Raw genomic sequence first — 18,180 nt, 5'->3', positions numbered from 1 at the left:
CATCGTCGTTCGGTTGAGACTTTCGTTAGGGGAAAGCGTTGTCAATTCCAAAATCAGTTAACCGGACGGTCAAGCGTCGTGGCCTCGCTATTGCTACAGCAGTGGCCATTGCGGGTAGTGGTGTAGTAAGCGGGAACTACGTTTTTGCTAAGGAATTAGGTGATGATTCGCGCGCAATGACCCCCGGTTTGGTTACAGGGCCTGGTGGCAATCCAACCGATAGTGCTATCAACGGGCCGACAGAAAATGTTGATGAAACGTCGGTGGAAAAAGAAAACCCGAACCAGAGCGTTACGGCGGTTGAATACTTCAACCAACATGAGTCTGGCATTGTTGCTAGTTTGCGTCCAGCCGATATTTCGGAGGCCCCAGGTGCTGAAGCTGTCGCCAACCACTTTTTGACCCAGGCGAAAAAAGATGGAGTTGCTGTCGATTCCGTGTGGGAGTCTGATTTCCACAGATTGGTTGCGGCTCGCGAACGAGCTGTTTTACCGGAATATTATTCGCCCACGGCGCAGGATTATTTCGACCACTATGCTCGTGACATCGCCGCTGCCTTGCGTCCATCAGATAATTCGAAAGCCTTGGGCTCGGATGCTGTAGTTGCACACTATGTGGCGCAGGCTGAGGGTAATGGCATTGACGTCGATGACGCGTGGGAATCTGAGTTCCGTGAGTTAGTTCAGGCTAAGGAGCGGGCTCTTTATCCTGAGTTTTATGTTGCTGAGGCTGCGGATTATTTCGCGCATTCTGAGTCGTTGATTGCTGCTGATTTGCGTCCGGCTGATGGTTCGGATGCTTTGGGTGTTGATGCGGTTGTTGATAAGTATGCGGACAAGGTTAGGGCTGAGGGCCTTGATTTCGGTGCTGCTAATGATGAGGCTGCGTGGAAGTCTGAGTTCCGTGAGTTAGTTCAGGCTAAGGAGCGGGCTCTTTATCCTGAGTTTTATGTTGCTGAGGCTGCGGATTATTTCGCGCATTCTGAGTCGTTGATTGCTGCTGATTTGCGTCCGGCTGATGGTTCGGATGCTTTGGGTGTTGATGCGGTTGTTGATAAGTATGCGGACAAGGTTAGGGCTGAGGGCCTTGATTTCGGTGCTGCTAATGATGAGGCTGCGTGGAAGTCTGAGTTCCGTGAGTTAGTTCAGGCTAAGGAGCGGGCTCTTTATCCTGAGTTTTATGTTGCTGAGGCTGCGGATTATTTCGCGCATTCTGAGTCGTTGATTGCTGCTGATTTGCGTCCGGCTGATGGTTCGGATGCTTTGGGTGTTGATGCGGTTGTTGATAAGTATGCGGACAAGGTTAGGGCTGAGGGCCTTGATTTCGGTGCTGCTAATGATGAGGCTGCGTGGAAGTCTGAGTTCCGTGAGTTAGTTCAGGCTAAGGAGCGGGCTCTTTATCCTGAGTTTTATGTTGCTGAGGCTGCGGATTATTTCGCGCATTCTGAGTCGTTGATTGCTGCTGATTTGCGTCCGGCTGATGGTTCGGATGCTTTGGGTGTTGATGCGGTTGTTGATAAGTATGCGGACAAGGTTAGGGCTGAGGGCCTTGATTTCGGTGCTGCTAATGATGAGGCTGCGTGGAAGTCTGAGTTCCGTGAGTTAGTTCAGGCTAAGGAGCGGGCTCTTTATCCTGAGTTTTATGTTGCTGAGGCTGCGGATTATTTCGCGCATTCTGAGTCGTTGATTGCTGCTGATTTGCGTCCGGCTGATGGTTCGGATGCTTTGGGTGTTGATGCGGTTGTTGATAAGTATGCGGACAAGGTTAGGGCTGAGGGCCTTGATTTCGGTGCTGCTAATGATGAGGCTGCGTGGAAGTCTGAGTTCCGTGAGTTAGTTCAGGCTAAGGAGCGGGCTCTTTATCCTGAGTTTTATGTTGCTGAGGCTGCGGATTATTTCGCGCATTCTGAGTCGTTGATTGCTGCTGATTTGCGTCCGGCTGATGGTTCGGATGCTTTGGGTGTTGATGCGGTTGTTGATAAGTATGCGGACAAGGTTAGGGCTGAGGGCCTTGATTTCGGTGCTGCTAATGATGAGGCTGCGTGGAAGTCTGAGTTCCGTGAGTTAGTTCAGGCTAAGGAGCGGGCTCTTTATCCTGAGTTTTATGTTGCTGAGGCTGCGGATTATTTCGCGCATTCTGAGTCGTTGATTGCTGCTGATTTGCGTCCGGCTGATGGTTCGGATGCTTTGGGTGTTGATGCGGTTGTTGATAAGTATGCGGACAAGGTTAGGGCTGAGGGCCTTGATTTCGGTGCTGCTAATGATGAGGCTGCGTGGAAGTCTGAGTTCCGTGAGTTAGTTCAGGCTAAGGAGCGGGCTCTTTATCCTGAGTTTTATGTTGCTGAGGCTGCGGATTATTTCGCGCATTCTGAGTCGTTGATTGCTGCTGATTTGCGTCCGGCTGATGGTTCGGATGCTTTGGGTGTTGATGCGGTTGTTGATAAGTATGCGGACAAGGTTAGGGCTGAGGGCCTTGATTTCGGTGCTGCTAATGATGAGGCTGCGTGGAAGTCTGAGTTCCGTGAGTTAGTTCAGGCTAAGGAGCGGGCTCTTTATCCTGAGTTTTATGTTGCTGAGGCTGCGGATTATTTCGCGCATTCTGAGTCGTTGATTGCTGCTGATTTGCGTCCGGCTGATGGTTCGGATGCTTTGGGTGTTGATGCGGTTGTTGATAAGTATGCGGACAAGGTTAGGGCTGAGGGCCTTGATTTCGGTGCTGCTAATGATGAGGCTGCGTGGAAGTCTGAGTTCCGTGAGTTAGTTCAGGCTAAGGAGCGGGCTCTTTATCCTGAGTTTTATGTTGCTGAGGCTGCGGATTATTTCGCGCATTCTGAGTCGTTGATTGCTGCTGATTTGCGTCCGGCTGATGGTTCGGATGCTTTGGGTGTTGATGCGGTTGTTGATAAGTATGCGGACAAGGTTAGGGCTGAGGGCCTTGATTTCGGTGCTGCTAATGATGAGGCTGCGTGGAAGTCTGAGTTCCGTGAGTTAGTTCAACAGCTAGCTGACAAACTTGAAGCAGAAGATGCTGCTGCTCATCGTGCTGTGTTGGACAATGAGCTGGACGTTAATTCGAATCCTGTGGTTGATCCGAATAAGGAGTCGTTGACTGCTGAGGATTTGGCTGCGCCGTTTGCTAAGCATCGTGATGAGGTGGCCAAGCAGGAAGCTGTAGAAGCTGCTGAGGATCTGGTTGAGGCGAAGCGTGCTGCGAAGGCTGCTATTGATGGTGCGCAGCATTTGAGTGATGCTCAGAAGGTTGCTTACAAGGGAGCTGTTGACGCTGCATCTACTGAACGGCAGGTTGAAGAACTCGTTTACGGTGCACTTGATGGTGCTGAGCAAGCTGAAGATTACGCCAAGATTCAAGAGCAACTCGGTTCAAACGGAACCCCAGCATTCTCGCCGAACGAAAAGCCGTGGACTCCTGAAGACTTTTTGAATTCCTTCCGCCAAAATGCTGCTAATGAAGCTGCTAAAAAACTGGAAGAGACTAAGAGTGCAGCAACAGCTGATGTTGAAGGTGCAGCACGCTTGACTGAGAACCAGAAGTCAGAATTCAAAGATCGGATTGGTGCTGCGAAAACTGTCGAAGAAGTAAAGGCAGTTCTTGACGAAGCACACAAACTAGTGGATAAGCTTGCGTCCGAAGATGAAGAAAAGGCTACTTTGGAAAAGGAAAAGCAGGAGGCTTACCGCATTATCGATGGCCTGAATAAGCTCTCGCTGGAGCAAAAAGCTGCGTTCAAAAAACAAGTTGATGACGCCAACACCGGTGCATACGTCGCGCATATCGTTGAACGCGCGCAAGAAGTGAATGCACAGCAGTATCCATCGGGTGATGGTGCTGGTGAGCAAGAGCCAGGCAAACCAGGTAACAATGAAACACCAGGCAAGCCAGGTAGCGATAACAAACCAGGACAAGACCAAAAACCTGGTAGCACAACTGATGCGTTCAAGGGGTTCTTCGGTCTTGCAGCGGGACTGGGTGTATTCGCCCTGATTTTCGGCGGCATCCTGCACACAATCAACCACTTCGATGGCTTTGGCGTAGTCCAAGAACACGTGCGCAACGCATTCGCGAAGATTGGTATCCGTTTCTAGTCAGTTGCTTGATTGGTTAGACTGATCGATCCGAACTAGAAACTGGTTTCGATCACAATTCAGAGCCGCTGTCCCACACGGGATGGCGGCTCTTGTCACAGTTGCCGACAAGAATGAGATCGCCATTACTCCAGGTCAGGAATGGTTTTTTATTGCCAGGTTGCTGTTATATTTTTGGTAACAAACCCACGGTAATTTTTGTCCAATAACACAAAATGCCGACTTATAGTTTGTTCTACAAAGCATCAGTAGTCCGCTGGTGTGCCCTGAGTACTAACCTGAAAGGGGACGGTCGTGTCCAACCTGAAGTTTGTCGCCGGAACCGTAAAGCGTCGCGGAATTGCTATTGCGGCGGCTGTGGCTGTTGCCGGAGGTAGCCTCGCTACTGCCAACTACGCAATGGCAGTGGAAGCAAACGAGCCAACCCAGCAAGAGCTGGAAGCTGAATTCCTCGGAACTGAAGCGGGGAACATCGCAGCTGAAACTGCAGATGAGTACAACAAGGCCCTGAAGTCTGGCGCAAGCGAAGACCAGCTTCGTCAGATCCTGGAGAACGGCCTGAAAAGTGCTGCACAGGTCGGTGACGCCGGCTTCTCTGCAGAAGATCTTGCCGTATATGATCAAAATCAACTGAACAACGAGCTGCAGGGCATCGTTGATTCTACGAAGCAGTCTCAGGAAAAGGAAATCCCTGCCCAGCCTGAGAATCCAGCCGCAAAGTGGGCAACTCCAGCTCCAGCAGGTAAGTACTCTCCACAACGCCTGGAAGCTGAGTTTGGTGGAACCGAAGAAGGAAAAGCAGCAGAAGAGACTGCACGCATTGTTGCAGATGCCCTTCGTCGTGGCACCCCTGAAGCCCAGGTTCGTGAACTTATTAAAGAGCGTTTGTTGGCAGCCGGGTTCTCTCAAGATCAGATCGGTAAAATTTCTGACGAACAGTTAAATGGCGTCTTCGAGCTGGCAAAGAAGAAAGCAGATCAAGATGTCCTGAATCTCAATGAAGAACGCCAGGAAGCACTGGTTAAACTTCAGGAGCTTGAAAACCTGAACCCATTGCAGCGCAGCATCTTCAAAAAGCAGATCGAAGGCGCAACCTCAGTACAAGAGGTAAAAACTGTTTCGCAGGCAGCCGAAGCTGAGAATAACAACCCAGTCGCTCCGTTCGCACCGGCACCAGGCCAGGAAACCCCATCTGAGGCCCCGGACACTGACGTCGAAAAGGCTCTGGACTACACCAAGGCAGAGGCTTTGGAGAAGTTGCGTGGATTGACTCACCTGACCGAGCAGCAGAAGGCTTTCTACGAGAAGATGGTCAATGATGCTGAGCACATTTACGAAGTTGAGGATGCATACGAGGCTGGCGTCGCCAAGAACCAAGTTAACGAAGAAGCAAAGAAAGCATCTGGATTCTTGGCTAAGGCGATCGCCCGCACCAAGCACCTAGCCTTGGAAAAGCTCGACGGTTTCGAGCACCTGACCCACGAGCAGAAGAAGGAAGCCCGTAATAAGATCGTTGCTGCCAAGCAGGTCTTCGAAGTTGAAGCTGCTTTCCACGCTGCAGAGAAGCTGAACAAGGCTGCGAAATAAGCCTCGCTCCGTAGTGGCGTGCAACTGTAGCTGCGTGTAACGCTAACTCGTTCCCTCCTAGACTGCCGCCATCCCACACGGGGTGGCGGTTTTCGTCATGTGTCCGCGGTGCCAAGAATATCGGGTGGTGAATGCGCAACGGCAGCGTGGCGTCGGCAAGAAAACCGTGAATAACGGCACACGAACGCCCCTAGGCATCAAAGAATAATGAGGGTAGGCTTATCGCTATGCCAACTATTCAGTTTGACGTTCTCATCCCCGTAGAACCCGCACAACGCCTGCGCGAAAACTACGAGCTTGCCTGCGATAAACTCGTGAAATCCGAGATGCTGAAATCGGCGAAGCTGTCCTTCGACGACAAGCCTAAAGTAGCCGAAGACGTCGTAGAGCAACTGCACCGCATCTATGAGGACGAACACAACGACGCCGAACTCGAAGACGGTGTCATGCACCGCTACCGCTTCGAAGTCGACGGGGTAAAAGGTTCAGTCAATCAGTTGACCATGGCACTGTCGCGCTTTTTAACACCGGAAGCGCCACTGCCAAATGACCGCGTGCTGCTGGAAAACGAGAAAGCCTATGAGCAACCCGCAACCTACCCATGGACGGTCAACATCTTCCGCTAGATATTGCGAGCAATAGGCCTAACGACTATAAGCGGGTTTGCTGAAATTTTCGGGCGATTTCCGCACCGGCAGCGCGTAGTTGATCTGCCACCTCTTTACCAGGGTCCAGCCGCACAGTGAACACATTGTCGCCCGGCTGCACACTGAACTCAGCCGCGGCAATAGCCAACACTGGGCCAGGTTTCTCGCTGGAGTTCTGCCCAGCTGCATCCACCAACTGCGCGATCTGGCTGATAACCTTTCCGTGGCTGGACTGCTCGTCAAAACGTCCCTCGCCGGTAATCACTAGATCGGCTTGTGTGATAGCCGCAGGAAGTCCTAATTCCTGGGCCACAACGGCGGCACCAGGCAACAGGCGTACGTGATCATCGGTGCCATAGATTAAACGCGACAACCAGATCAGTCCCACTGGAGTGGCACCCGCTGCGCCCATGAATTCTGCGGCAGGATCTACTCCAGTTACCTCACACAAATTGCGCATGGCCGCGTCTAAATGGGCGACTTGCTCATCATCGGCGCCTTTTTGTCGCGAGAAAACCTCTGCGCTGCCATGCGGGCCACAGGCGGGGGCAGTCGTATCGGCCAACAACACGAACTCCATGCCCGCAGCGGCGACATTCAAGTTCGCAGTATCAATGTGTTCTAGGCGGTCAAGCGGCCCGCCACCCTTGGGCAACGGATAACCACGTTTATCGTGTGGTGCCGCCCCCAAAGCCACCAAAATCCCCATACCGCCATCAGTGGTGGCCGAGCCACCCAAACCCAGCACGACTCGTTGCGCTCCGCGGGTCTGTGCATCCGCGATGAGCACACCGGTGCCGTAAGTGTCAGCACTCAACGCGTCGAGCTTATCGGCCACCGCGGGTAGCCCAGAAGCCGCTGAGATATCGATATAAGCAGTCTTCGTGGCACGATCGTAGCGGTAGCTCGCCTCGGTCAGGCGCCCGGCGGCATCCGTCGTCGGCAAGGTGATGGTCTCACCGGAAAACCGCTCCGCGGTGCCTTCGCCACCATCGGCCATACCGGCGGTGGTGATAGTGGCATTCGGCAAAACCTCGGCGACGCCGTCGGCAAGCCAGGCTGCAGCTTGCTCGGAAGTAGCGAAACCTTTGAAAGAATCCGGGGCGATAACGATATTCATAGCCGTCAGGGTAGTCGAGTGGCCGATCGGCTGTTGATTGGTTCTTGGATACCTGTCGAATGGCCGTTGAAAAACGACAGGCTAACGCGGTGACGGACTGTCGGATAATGATGCAGTGCACACTTATGGGGGTAGGTTCCGATAGGATGACCGGTATGTTCCCGGTGTCGGGGTGTTTTTGTTTGCGAAATTCACGCGATGCGAGAAAACTTAAAAATTGTTGGTGCAAGCCACCTTGGTGCAATCCACAAGAAAGGTCATAGACGTGAACGTCGAAAAGCAAGTCAACAGCTACTACGACCGCCTGCTTGAGCGCAATGCCGGAGAGCCTGAATTCCACCAGGCCTTGGCGGAGGTAATGGACTCCCTCAAGGTTGTCCTGGAAAAAGATCCGGAATACGCAAATTATGGCCTCATTGAACGCCTGTGCGAGCCGGAACGTCAGCTCATGTTCCGTGTGCCATGGACCGACGACAACGGTGAGGTGCAGGTTAACCGTGGCTTCCGTGTGCAGTTCAACTCCGCACTGGGCCCATACAAGGGCGGTTTGCGTTTCCACCCTTCGGTGAACCTCTCAATCATTAAGTTCCTGGGGTTTGAACAGATCTTCAAAAACTCTCTGACCGGCCTGCCCATCGGTGGCGGTAAGGGTGGTTCTGACTTCGACCCAAAGGGCCGTTCCGACGCTGAAATTATGCGTTTTTGCCAGTCGTTCATGACTGAGCTGCACCGCCACATTGGCGAATACCGTGATGTTCCAGCCGGTGATATTGGGGTTGGTGGGCGCGAGATCGGCTACCTGTTTGGCCAATACCGTCGTCTGGCTAATCAGCACGAATCCGGCACCCTCACCGGAAAAGGACTGACCTGGGGCGGCTCGCTGGTGCGTACCGAAGCCACCGGTTATGGCGTCGCTTATATCACCAAAGAAGCTATGAATCACTTCGGCGACAGCTTCGAAGGCTCCAAGGTTATTATCTCCGGTTCCGGAAACGTCGCCATCTATGCCGCCCAAAAGGCCCAGGAGCTCGGCGGCACTGTCATCGCTATGTCCGATTCTTCCGGCTACATCTCCACTCCAGAAGGCGTGGATATAGAGAAACTGCGTGACATCAAGGAAAAACGTCGCGAGCGCATTAACGTTTACGCCGAAGAAGTCGACGGTGTCACCTTCCATGAAGGCGGCAATATTTGGGAAGAATCCGGTGACGTTGCACTGCCATGTGCCACCCAGAACGAGCTGGATGAGGACGATGCAAAGCGCTTGGTGGAAAATGGCGTCAGGTACGTTGCCGAAGGTGCGAATATGCCGTGTACCCCAGAGGCTGCGCATTATTTCCAGTCCAAGGATGTTGCTTTCATCCCGGGCAAAGCTGCCAATGCCGGTGGCGTTGCTACCTCCGCACTGGAAATGCAACAAAACGCCACCCGTGATTCTTGGTCTTTCGACTACACGGACGAACGTTTGCAGCAGATCATGGCAAACATCTTCCAGTCGATTTCGAAGACGGCAAAGACCTATGGCCGCGAAGGCGACTATGTCGCCGGTGCTAACATCGCTGGCTTCAAGAAGGTAGCTGATGCCATGCTGGCACAGGGCGTTATCTAAAACTGCTTGCTAACCTGCCAAGTTTCGGGTCTGTCATGTCCGCACCGACGTGGCAGACCCGTTTTCGTATCCAGCTAGTTTAGGATGTCGGTTATGTATCGTGTCTTTGAAGCGCTTGATGAACTAGTCCAACATGTCGAGCAAGGCTACGGCGTGCCAATGACCTCCAACTGCATGGTCCCGCGTAATGACATGCTGGCCTTGTTGGATGATCTTCGTAACGCCCTGCCTACGGAGATTGATGACGCGCAGGACGTGTTAGATAACCGCAATGAGATTCTTACTGGTGCAGAAGAGCGCGCTAGCCAGATTGTGGATGACGCTCAGGCGGATGCTGAAGACATTCTTGCCGACGCCCAGACCCGCGCTACCGACATGGTCGATCGTGCAGAGGCAGATGCTGAAGCCGTGACTACGCGCGCTCGTGAAGAAGCCGAAACCACCGTGACTCGTGCTCGCGATGAAGCAGAGCGCCTGATCGCAGACGGTAACGCCTCTTACCAGCGCAGCGTTGACGAAGGTATGGCGGAACAACAGCGTTTGGTCTCCGATGCGGAAGTTGTGCGCCGTTCAGAGGAAGAAGCCCAGCGCATCGTGTCTACAGCACATGCTGATTCGCAACAGCTACGCACTGAATGCGATGACTACATCGATGCCCGGCTCGGTGAATTCGAAGAAAACCTCAATGGTGTGTTGCGTACAGTGACGCGCGATCGTGCCGCCCTCCGTCGTGGAGCTGGAGCTGGTGGGGCAGTCAGTGCGAACGGCCGTGGTGCCCGCCGCTGGGATGAACGCGACGAAGGTTACGACTACTAGTTCGGGCTAGCCCGGTATGCTAGGACGAGTTATGACATCACCATTTGTTTTCGACGTCAAAGCCCTGCTGACACAGCAGCAAGGCCCAGAGCAGATCACGCATACCGGACCAGCGCCACGACGCATCGGCGCAGAAATGCTTGCGATTGAAGAGGGAGCGGAAGTCACCGTCGATGCCGTGCTGCATTCGCTCGGTTCCGGCGTTATGGCAGATGCCGACGTCAGCGCGGTGCTGCGGGGAGAGTGTTCTCGCTGTTTAAGCCCACTCGAGCGTCCGACCGAGTTCCGGGTTAGTCAAGTTTTTGCTGCCGACGATGAGTTTATTAGCGGCGATGCGGAAGATGACGAGGATGCCGGCTCCGGCGATGAGATTCCACAAGTCAGCCATGAGGACACGATTGACTTGCTGCAAACCGTCACTGATGAGCTAGTGGTCGCGTTGCCGTTTAACCCGGTCTGTGAAGATGGCTGCCCAGACGATGCGCCCACTCCAGAACCTGACGGGGTATCGGGTGAAGAAACCGAAGAGCGCGTAGATCCGCGTTGGGCGGGGCTGGAGAAGTTCCGTGACTAGGTCGAATAAGAAAACTCGGTTGACTGGCGAACAAGCCCTAAAGCAGGCTTTTGCATCGATTGATCACACCCCGCTGCTTGACAGTTTGGGGGTGGATTTATCTGAGGAATATCTTTGTTTGGCATTAACGCACCGTTCTTTTGCCAATGAAAATGGCACGCTGCCGAATAATGAGCGCTTGGAGTTTCTCGGCGATGCGGTTCTTGGTTTGTCCATTGCCGCGAAACTATACGAGCTCCACCCGGACCGCCCTGAATCAGATATTTCGAAGATGCGTGCCTCCATCGTTTCTCGCTACGGCTTGGCCGACGTAGCGCGAGAGATCAACCTTGGTCCACATATTCTGTTGGGGAAAGGTGAAAAACTCAGTGATGGTGGAGATAAAGATTCCATCCTTGCCGATACGACGGAGGCCTTGCTAGGGGCAATCTACCGGCAGTACGGTTTTGAAATTGCCAGGGAGGTGATCCTGCGGCTTTTTGCTAGCAAAATCGAGGGTGCTTCTGCACGCAATCGCACGCTGGATTGGAAGACCACCCTGCAAGAAGCACTCGCGGTCGCAAAACTACCGATGGCCGTCTATTCGGACGAACGCACCGGCCCTGATCACGACTTGACGTTCTATGTCACGGCGACAGTAGGCAAGACCGAGGTCGGTCATGGGCAAGGGCCGAACAAAAAATCCGCTGAACAGCAAGCTGCACGTCAAGCATGCGAATTGGTGCAATCGAACCCAGGTGCGATTAAGGTATAGCCACCGTGCCGGAATTACCCGAAGTTGAAGTAGTCCGCTCCGGTCTGGCCCAGCACACAACCGGAGCGCGGTTCTGCAATGTCGAGGTTTTACACCCACGGGCGAACCGCGGGCAGGAGTTTCCGTTGCCCGGTTTGCTGCGCGGGGCGGTTATCAAGCAGTGGTGTCGGCGTGGCAAATTCCTGTGGGCTGAACTCACCGACGGCCAGGCCCTGTACGTGCATTTGGGGATGAGCGGGCAGATGCTCGTCGGCAAGCCCGGGCAGGTGACTTCCAAACACCTGCGCATTCGAGCAGAGCTGGAAGTGCCGAGCACTAGCGGTGACGGTGATGATGCAACAGACAGCCGCGCTGGTACTGCCGATCATCGTGCGATCAGCGACCATCGTGCGGCCGGCGTCGACAAGCGTGAGCTCGCCTTTGTCGATCAACGCACTTTTGGTCGGTGGTTGGTCTGCGAATTTTCGGAAGAAAAGCCAGATCTGCCAGAACCGGCAGCGCACATTGCCCCGGACCCGTTTAGCCCAGATTTTGATGTGCTAGCCGCCGCCCGCGCAGTGCGAAAACGCCGTTCTGCGGTGAAATCCGTGCTGTTAAACCAAGAAATTGTTTCCGGTATTGGCAATATCTATGCCGACGAAGCACTGTGGGCGGCACAAATCCACCCGGCGACGCCCGCGAATAAACTCTTGCAACGCCAGGCGGTGTCATTGCTGGAAGCGGCTCACGATGTGATGTCCCGCGCCTTAGACGCCGGAGGTACCAGCTTCGATGCACTTTACGTAAACGTTAATGGTGGGAGCGGGTATTTCGAACGCTCACTAAATGCTTATGGACAAACCGGAAAACCATGTCTGCGCTGCGGAAATGAGATCACTCGAATTGTGATTAACAAACGCTCGAGTCACTTTTGTGCAGTGTGCCAATGACACTATAAAGTGACAAGCTATGAACTTCCTGGAAAGCGTTGAAGCCGTCATCGTTAAGTTTAACGACGGCATTTGGGCAATCATCCCGTGGTTGCTGATTGCATCTGGTGTGTACTTCGCAGTGCGGACAAGTGGTGTACAGGTCACCAAACTCGGCGACATGTTCCGTTCTTTGGGTGAAAGGCCGAAAGGTAAAGGCAAAAACCTGGACCCCGAATATGGCGGTATTTCCGCATTCAAGGCTTTCACTATCTCTGCAGCCTCCCGCGTGGGTACCGGCAATATCGCTGGGGTCGCGGTAGCCATCACTATCGGTGGCCCTGGTGCAGTGTTTTGGATGTGGATTATCGCGCTGGTTGGTGGCGCGACCGCATTCATTGAGGCGACCCTGGCACAGCTGTGGAAGACCAAAGAAGCTAGCGGAAACTACCGTGGTGGTCCGGCCTACTACATGACCCGTGGCCTGGGCTTCAAACCGCTGGCAGCGGTGTTCTCGGTGGCTTTGGCCTTCACCTTCGGCTTCGTTTATAACGCTTTCCAATCGAACGCCATTGTCGATACCATGTCTACCTCTTTAGGCCTGGAAGGTTGGGTGTTTAACCTCATCATCGGCATCGTCTTGGCTGCGATTTCTTCCGTAGTCATCTTCGGCGGTGTCCAGCGCATCGCAAACTTCACCCAGGTCATTGTCCCATTCATGGCCGGCCTGTATGTGACCATTGGCTTGGTGGTCATCATCATCAATATCAACGAAGTTCCGGGAATGATCGGCCACATCATCGGTCATGCTTTCGGAGTTACCGAGGTTGTCGGTGCCACTGTCGGTGCGGCCTTCTCCCACGGTATGCGCCGCGGTTTGTTCTCTAACGAGGCTGGCCAAGGTTCCGCTCCGAACGCTGCTGCCACCGCTACCGTTTCTCACCCGGTCAAGCAGGGCTTAGTGCAGACCTTGGGCGTATATTTCGACACCCTGCTGGTCTGCTCTATTACCGCTTTCATCATTTTGCTTGGCGGCGACCACAAGTACGGGCTGGATAACATTGAAGGCGCTGCACTGACCCAAACCGCCTTGGCAAACGAGGTTGGCAACTGGGGTATCCACATTGTCACCTTCATCATCTTCTGCCTGGCGTTTTCCTCCGTACTGGGTAACTACTACCTGGCACAGACCAACCTGCAATACCTGACGGAATCTCCCAAGATTCTCAATGGTTTCCGAGTAGGCGTGCTGGCCTTCATCATTATCGGTTCCGTCACCAGCATCCCTGTAGTCTTCGCGCTGGCAGATACCTTCGCTGCGACAATGGTGGTCCTTAACCTGATCGCGATTGTTCCGCTGGGTGGAGTTGCGCTCAAACTGCTGAAGAACTACAACCAGCAAAAGCGCCGCGGCCAGGATCCGGTATTCCACCGCGATATGCTGCCAGGCCTGAAAAACGTCGAAGCCTGGGACGGGTCCGATCCAGTAACCCGCCGCAGCGAAGAAGACGTGCTGAAATAAACCAGCCTGGGCTGGTTCCAGACATAGTCCACATAGTCTATGCACTTAAAAGCATTAACCCTCAAAGGGTTTAAGTCATTCGCTTCGGCGACGACAATGAAATTTGAGCCCGGCATCTGTGCAGTTGTCGGGCCAAATGGCTCTGGAAAATCCAACGTCGTGGATGCGCTGGCCTGGGTCATGGGGGAAGGCAGCGCGAAAACGCTGCGTGGCGGCAAAATGCAAGATGTCATCTTCGCCGGAGCGGGAGGGCGCAAACCGCTCGGACGCGCTGAAGTTACTCTGACGATTGACAATGCCGACGGGCAGCTGCCGATCGAGTACACCGAGGTCAGCCTGACACGGCGCATGTTCCGTGACGGTGCCAGTGAATATGAAATCAATGGTGCTAAGGCCCGACTGGCCGATATTCAGGAATTATTGTCAGATTCCGGCATCGGGCGAGAGATGCACGTTATCGTTGGCCAGGGAAAACTGTCTGAGATCCTGGAGTCGAAACCGGAAGAACGCCGTGCTTATATCGAAGAAGCTGCAGGCGTGCTCAAACACCGTCGTCGGCGAGAAAAAGCTCAGCGCAAACTCAACGGTATGCAGGCGAACTTGGATCGTCTGCAAGATCTTACTGACGAGTTATCAAAACAGCTCAAACCACTGGCAAGGCAGGCCGAAACCGCACGTAGGGCTGCAACTGTGCAAGCAGAGGTGCGCGAGGCCCGGCTGGTGCTGGCGGGTGAAAAAATTGTGCGCTTGCGTGGGCATAAAGAACAGGCGGCAGCAAAAGCGGAAGAGCTGCGCGGGCGGGTGGAGACCAACCAGGAACACCTGGAAGAAGCAGAGTTTCGGCAGACGGAAGCCGAATCCGAGCTTTCCCAGGTCACCCCAGCAGAACAAGAAGCTCAAAACCTATGGTTCCGTCTGTCCGCGTTGAGTGAACGCATCGCTGCCACTGTGCGCATTGCTGCCGACAGAGCACGCAATTCCAGGAACATCGCTGCCTATTCTGGCCAAGACCCCGACGAATTGGAAGCCCGGGCGTTACGCGCAGATGAAGAGCATGAAGAACTCGTAGAAGCCGCTGAAGCGGCTGCAGAAGAGCTAGAAGAGATTCGAGAAGAAGTCGCTGAGCTCAACGAAACCGTACAAGAAGCTGAGCGGGAGCACCTGGCACGATTGCGCGCAGAATCCGACCGACGCGAAGGCGTGGTGCGCCTGGTGGCGGAAGAAGAATCCGTCTCGCAGCAGCTGAACAGCGCCCGTGAAAACCTGGAGCGTGCAGAAGAAACAGGGCAGGAAGCTCGCACACGCCTGCAAGAGGTGCGCAAAGAAGCCCGTGAATGGGCGCAAAAAACTAAGGAACTGCGTGGACAGCGCGAAACCTTGGCCGCGCGTGCACAACAAGCCAGTTCTGAATCGACAGCTGCCGAGCAGCGCCTAGATGACTTACGTGAGACTCAACGAGAGCGCGAACGTGTGGTCTATACCTTGCAATCGCGTATCGACACTTTGCAGGCACAAGCACCGAAGCAAGACATCCGAGAACATCTGGATGATTCTTGGCGTGATCTGGTTGATCTTGTGCGAGCAGATGCCGGATGGGAAGCGGCGCTTTCTGCTGCGTTAGGCGACTACGCGAAAGCATTGGCTGGTCCCGTTTCGTCCGAGTTACTTGCTGGGGCGGTTGATTCCACGCGCGCGGTATTGGTGGATACGAGTCGAAGCGCGACTGCCTGGCATGTGGATACTGCGGTTAGTGCCGAGTGGTTACTTGACCACGTCACTGTGAATGATTCCGTGGCAGTAGCAGTAGGCCGGATGCTTGCCGACGTCGTCGTCGCGAAAGACTACGCCACCGCGCGAGAACTGATTCGTGAGGATCCACGCCTGCGTGCGGTTACCCGTGACGGACTGCTGATCGGTGAAGGCTGGGTTGAAGTTGGCTCACACGCAGGTTCTGCGGTGGAGCGCAGCTCGGAGATTGCGCAGGCGCAACAGGGGCTGCGCGTTGCACAAGCGGAATTGGAGCAGCTGGCTGGCACCATCGCAGGTGCGAAGCAGTCGGCGGAAGAAGCCCGTTTAGAATCCGCCCATCACGGGTCCGCACTCCGGGAACATGATAAAGACATTCAAGCAGCAGAACGCGAAGAACAGCGTGTGCACCAACAGGTGGAACGTTACGCCAAAGAGCATGAAACTGCTGCTGAGAGAGCACAGCAGGCGCGCGCACGCAGCGAGGAGCTGGAAGCGCAGCACAGGGAAGTCAGTGACCGGCTGGCGCGCGTCGATAAGCACAACGACACCGGAGAAGCCGGTGATGCTAAGGAAGAAGCTGAAGCTCTAGAGCAGCAACGACAGGCGGCACAGGCAGCATTGTCCCAAGCTAAGGTGCGAGAGATGGATGCCGCTGTGGCCGCACGCAGTGCGCAAGACCGGGCCGGGCAGGCGCACGGAAAAGGTGACGCGCTGCGTCGGCAAGCAGAACACGAGAGGGTAGCTAAGCGTAGGCATGAACAAGCCATGGCTCGCCGCAAACAACAGGCTGAGTTGGCTGAGGCAGTGCTAGGCCATGCCCAAGAAATTGCAGAACGGGCGGAAGCTGCGACCGAGCGGGCCGGTCGCCATCGTGATGAGCTTAGTGCTCGACGGAATGAAACAAATACGCGCTTAAACACAGTACGCGCGGAAGTTTCGGCAGCGCGGCGATCGTTGGACGCGGTGACGAAGGAATTTCATCAAGCAGATATGGAGGCCTCACAGTCCGCCGTACGCGTCGAAGAAGCCGAAAATAAAGTCGGTGAGCAGCTGGGTATCGCGATCGAGGATCTGGTGCGCGATTATAGTCCGGGGGAAGATTTCGATCGCGCGGCAGAAACGAAGCGGCTCAAGCGCGCCGAAAAGGACCTGGGGGCGTTGGGCAAAGTTAATCCATTGGCACTTGAAGAATTCAAAGCGATGGAGGAGCGGTACAACTACTTATCGCAACAGCTTGACGACGTCATCCAGACCCGGCGCGATCTGCAAACCATGATCACCGAGGTCGACCAGCAAATCCTAGAATTGTTTACCCAAGCCTGGAAAGATGTGGAGGCGGAATTCCCGCGCGTATTTGCCACGTTGTTTCCTGGTGGCGAAGCTCGGTTGCTTTTGACCGAGCCAGAAGACCTGCTGAGCACCGGCATCGAGGTGGAAGCTCGGCCGCCGGGGAAGAAGGTGAAGCGTTTGTCTCTGCTGTCGGGTGGGGAAAAATCACTGACTGCATTGGCAATGTTGGTGGCGATTTTCCGTGCGCGTCCGTCGCCGTTTTACGTGATGGATGAGGTAGAAGCCGCCTTGGATGATGTGAACCTGCGCAGGTTGCTGGCCTTGTTCGAGGAATTGCGCAGGGATTCGCAATTGATTGTGATCACGCACCAGAAACCGACGATGGATATCGCGAATGTACTTTATGGCGTGACGATGCGCTCGGATGGTGTGACGCACGTGCTTTCGCAGCGGTTGGCGCGCGGATAGTAGGTCCGCCAAGGGCTGCGGTTGAAGCTTAGGCGCAGCTACCGATGCCTGCGATGTGCCGGTAAAAGTGGCATGTTTGCAGGTTGCAGTCAGTGACGTTTAAGGCACGTAGACTGGCATCTGTGAAAAAGAAAATGACTTTTGTGTCCATGCTGGTGAGTACCTCGTTGGTCCTGGGTGCGTGTGCGAGTGATCCCAACGACGGCGATGACAAAGAACTGACTTTCGGATATATGACAGCGTGGAGTGACATGCTGCTCATGGCGAATTTAATTGAATACGTCGCCTCTGACCACGGCTATAGCTTCGAGCACACCGACGTTAATGACGTTGCTGCTGTTTATACAGCCGTATCTAATGGTGATATTGACATTGTGCCGTCCAGCTGGCCGGAGCGTACCAATAAAGACCAGTGGGAGCGATTCAAAAACAATATTGAAGACATAGGGGTTTTCTTCCCGAATGCACGATTGACGCTTGCTGTACCGGAATACAGTGAACTGGATTCTATTGCGGATCTGGTTGGTGCAGAAGCGCGCTTCGACGGCGACATCATCGGAATTGAGGCGGGTTCTGGCGCGGTGAACGTCGTTGAAAACGAGGTGATGCCGGAATATGGTTTGGATGGCTACACGCTGAAAACTTCGTCGACTCCGGCGATGTTGGCGGAGTTGGACGACGCGATTTCCGATAAACGCGATGTTGTGGTGACACTGTGGCGTCCGTATTGGGCAAATAATACGTACCCAGTGAAAGATTTGGCGGATCCGAAAGGTGCTTTGGGGGAGCCAGAAGGCTTGCATACGCTGGCTCGCCCTGATTTTTCCGCTGAGCACCCAGAGCTGGCGCAGTGGATTTCTGAAATTTCGCTGTCGGATGAGGAATACGGTGCGCTCGAAGACTTATTGTTGAACAAATATGACGAAGGCGAAGAGCAAGAGGCTATCGCAGAGTGGATCGAAAATTACGGCGATTCTTTACCGGCCTGGCCTACTGAGTAGACAACGAAAAGACAACTAAAAACCACGAAATA

General features: G+C 54.2%; 12 protein-coding genes. 11 read left to right on the top strand and 1 reads right to left on the bottom strand.

The genetic code is table 11. The features are described 5' to 3' along the window. The first annotated feature begins 38 nt into the window (after positions 1 to 38). From L9H78_RS06605 to L9H78_RS06595, 3 genes are all read left to right on the top strand, one after another. On the top strand, positions 39 to 4,103 hold the full coding sequence (locus L9H78_RS06605; protein WP_249619607.1) for a hypothetical protein: 4,065 nt from the start codon (positions 39 to 41) through the stop codon (positions 4,101 to 4,103). A gap of 294 nt (positions 4,104 to 4,397) precedes the next feature. Beyond that, a complete protein-coding gene (locus L9H78_RS06600; protein ID WP_249619606.1) occupies positions 4,398 to 5,690 on the top strand; it encodes a GA module-containing protein in 1,293 nt (430 codons plus the stop codon). Positions 5,691 to 5,917: 227 nt separating this feature from the next. Further along, the gene (locus L9H78_RS06595; protein WP_021353236.1) at positions 5,918 to 6,316 is read left to right on the top strand and encodes a hypothetical protein; all 399 of its coding nucleotides are present in this window, start codon (positions 5,918 to 5,920) and stop codon (positions 6,314 to 6,316) included. 25 nt (positions 6,317 to 6,341) lie between these two features. Here the strand turns inward: L9H78_RS06595 and L9H78_RS06590 are convergent, their stop codons facing one another. Continuing rightward, positions 6,342 to 7,457: a glycerate kinase gene (locus L9H78_RS06590; RefSeq protein WP_249619605.1), complete on the bottom strand. Its 1,116-nt coding sequence runs from the start codon at positions 7,455 to 7,457 to the stop codon at positions 6,342 to 6,344. A gap of 265 nt (positions 7,458 to 7,722) precedes the next feature. Here L9H78_RS06590 and gdhA point away from each other — a divergent pair, with 265 nt between their 5' ends. The 8 genes from gdhA (at position 7,723) to L9H78_RS06550 (ending at position 18,148) form a co-directional block, all read left to right on the top strand. Further along, on the top strand, positions 7,723 to 9,066 hold the full coding sequence (gene gdhA, locus L9H78_RS06585) for an NADP-specific glutamate dehydrogenase (protein ID WP_249619604.1): 1,344 nt from the start codon (positions 7,723 to 7,725) through the stop codon (positions 9,064 to 9,066). A 93-nt stretch (positions 9,067 to 9,159) separates the two neighbouring features. Further along, positions 9,160 to 9,882, top strand: coding sequence for a DivIVA domain-containing protein (locus L9H78_RS06580; RefSeq protein ID WP_249617348.1), 723 nt, complete (start codon positions 9,160 to 9,162; stop codon positions 9,880 to 9,882). Between the two features lie 31 nt (positions 9,883 to 9,913). After that, complete coding sequence (locus L9H78_RS06575; protein ID WP_249619603.1) at positions 9,914 to 10,456, top strand: YceD family protein; 543 nt, start codon at positions 9,914 to 9,916, stop codon at positions 10,454 to 10,456. Further along, positions 10,449 to 11,210, top strand: coding sequence for a ribonuclease III (rnc, locus tag L9H78_RS06570; RefSeq protein WP_249619602.1), 762 nt, complete (start codon positions 10,449 to 10,451; stop codon positions 11,208 to 11,210). Before L9H78_RS06575 ends, rnc begins: the two co-directional genes overlap by 8 nt. A 5-nt stretch (positions 11,211 to 11,215) precedes the next feature. Then, the gene (gene mutM, locus L9H78_RS06565) at positions 11,216 to 12,139 is read left to right on the top strand and encodes a bifunctional DNA-formamidopyrimidine glycosylase/DNA-(apurinic or apyrimidinic site) lyase (RefSeq protein ID WP_249619601.1); all 924 of its coding nucleotides are present in this window, start codon (positions 11,216 to 11,218) and stop codon (positions 12,137 to 12,139) included. 19 nt (positions 12,140 to 12,158) lie between these two features. Beyond that, complete coding sequence (locus L9H78_RS06560) at positions 12,159 to 13,640, top strand: alanine/glycine:cation symporter family protein (RefSeq protein WP_249619600.1); 1,482 nt, start codon at positions 12,159 to 12,161, stop codon at positions 13,638 to 13,640. 39 nt (positions 13,641 to 13,679) lie between these two features. Continuing rightward, entirely contained in the window at positions 13,680 to 17,147 is a 3,468-nt protein-coding gene (gene smc / locus L9H78_RS06555; RefSeq protein WP_249619599.1) for a chromosome segregation protein SMC, read from the top strand. Positions 17,148 to 17,269: 122 nt separating this feature from the next. After that, a complete protein-coding gene (locus tag L9H78_RS06550) occupies positions 17,270 to 18,148 on the top strand; it encodes a glycine betaine ABC transporter substrate-binding protein (RefSeq protein WP_249617342.1) in 879 nt (292 codons plus the stop codon). The last annotated feature ends 32 nt before the right edge of the window (positions 18,149 to 18,180 follow it).

Source organism: Corynebacterium pseudodiphtheriticum, assembly GCF_023509295.1.
Lineage (GTDB): Bacteria > Actinomycetota > Actinomycetes > Mycobacteriales > Mycobacteriaceae > Corynebacterium > Corynebacterium pseudodiphtheriticum.
Note: the sequence above shows the minus strand (reverse complement) of the source record. Positions and strands in the feature narration are given on the sequence as shown.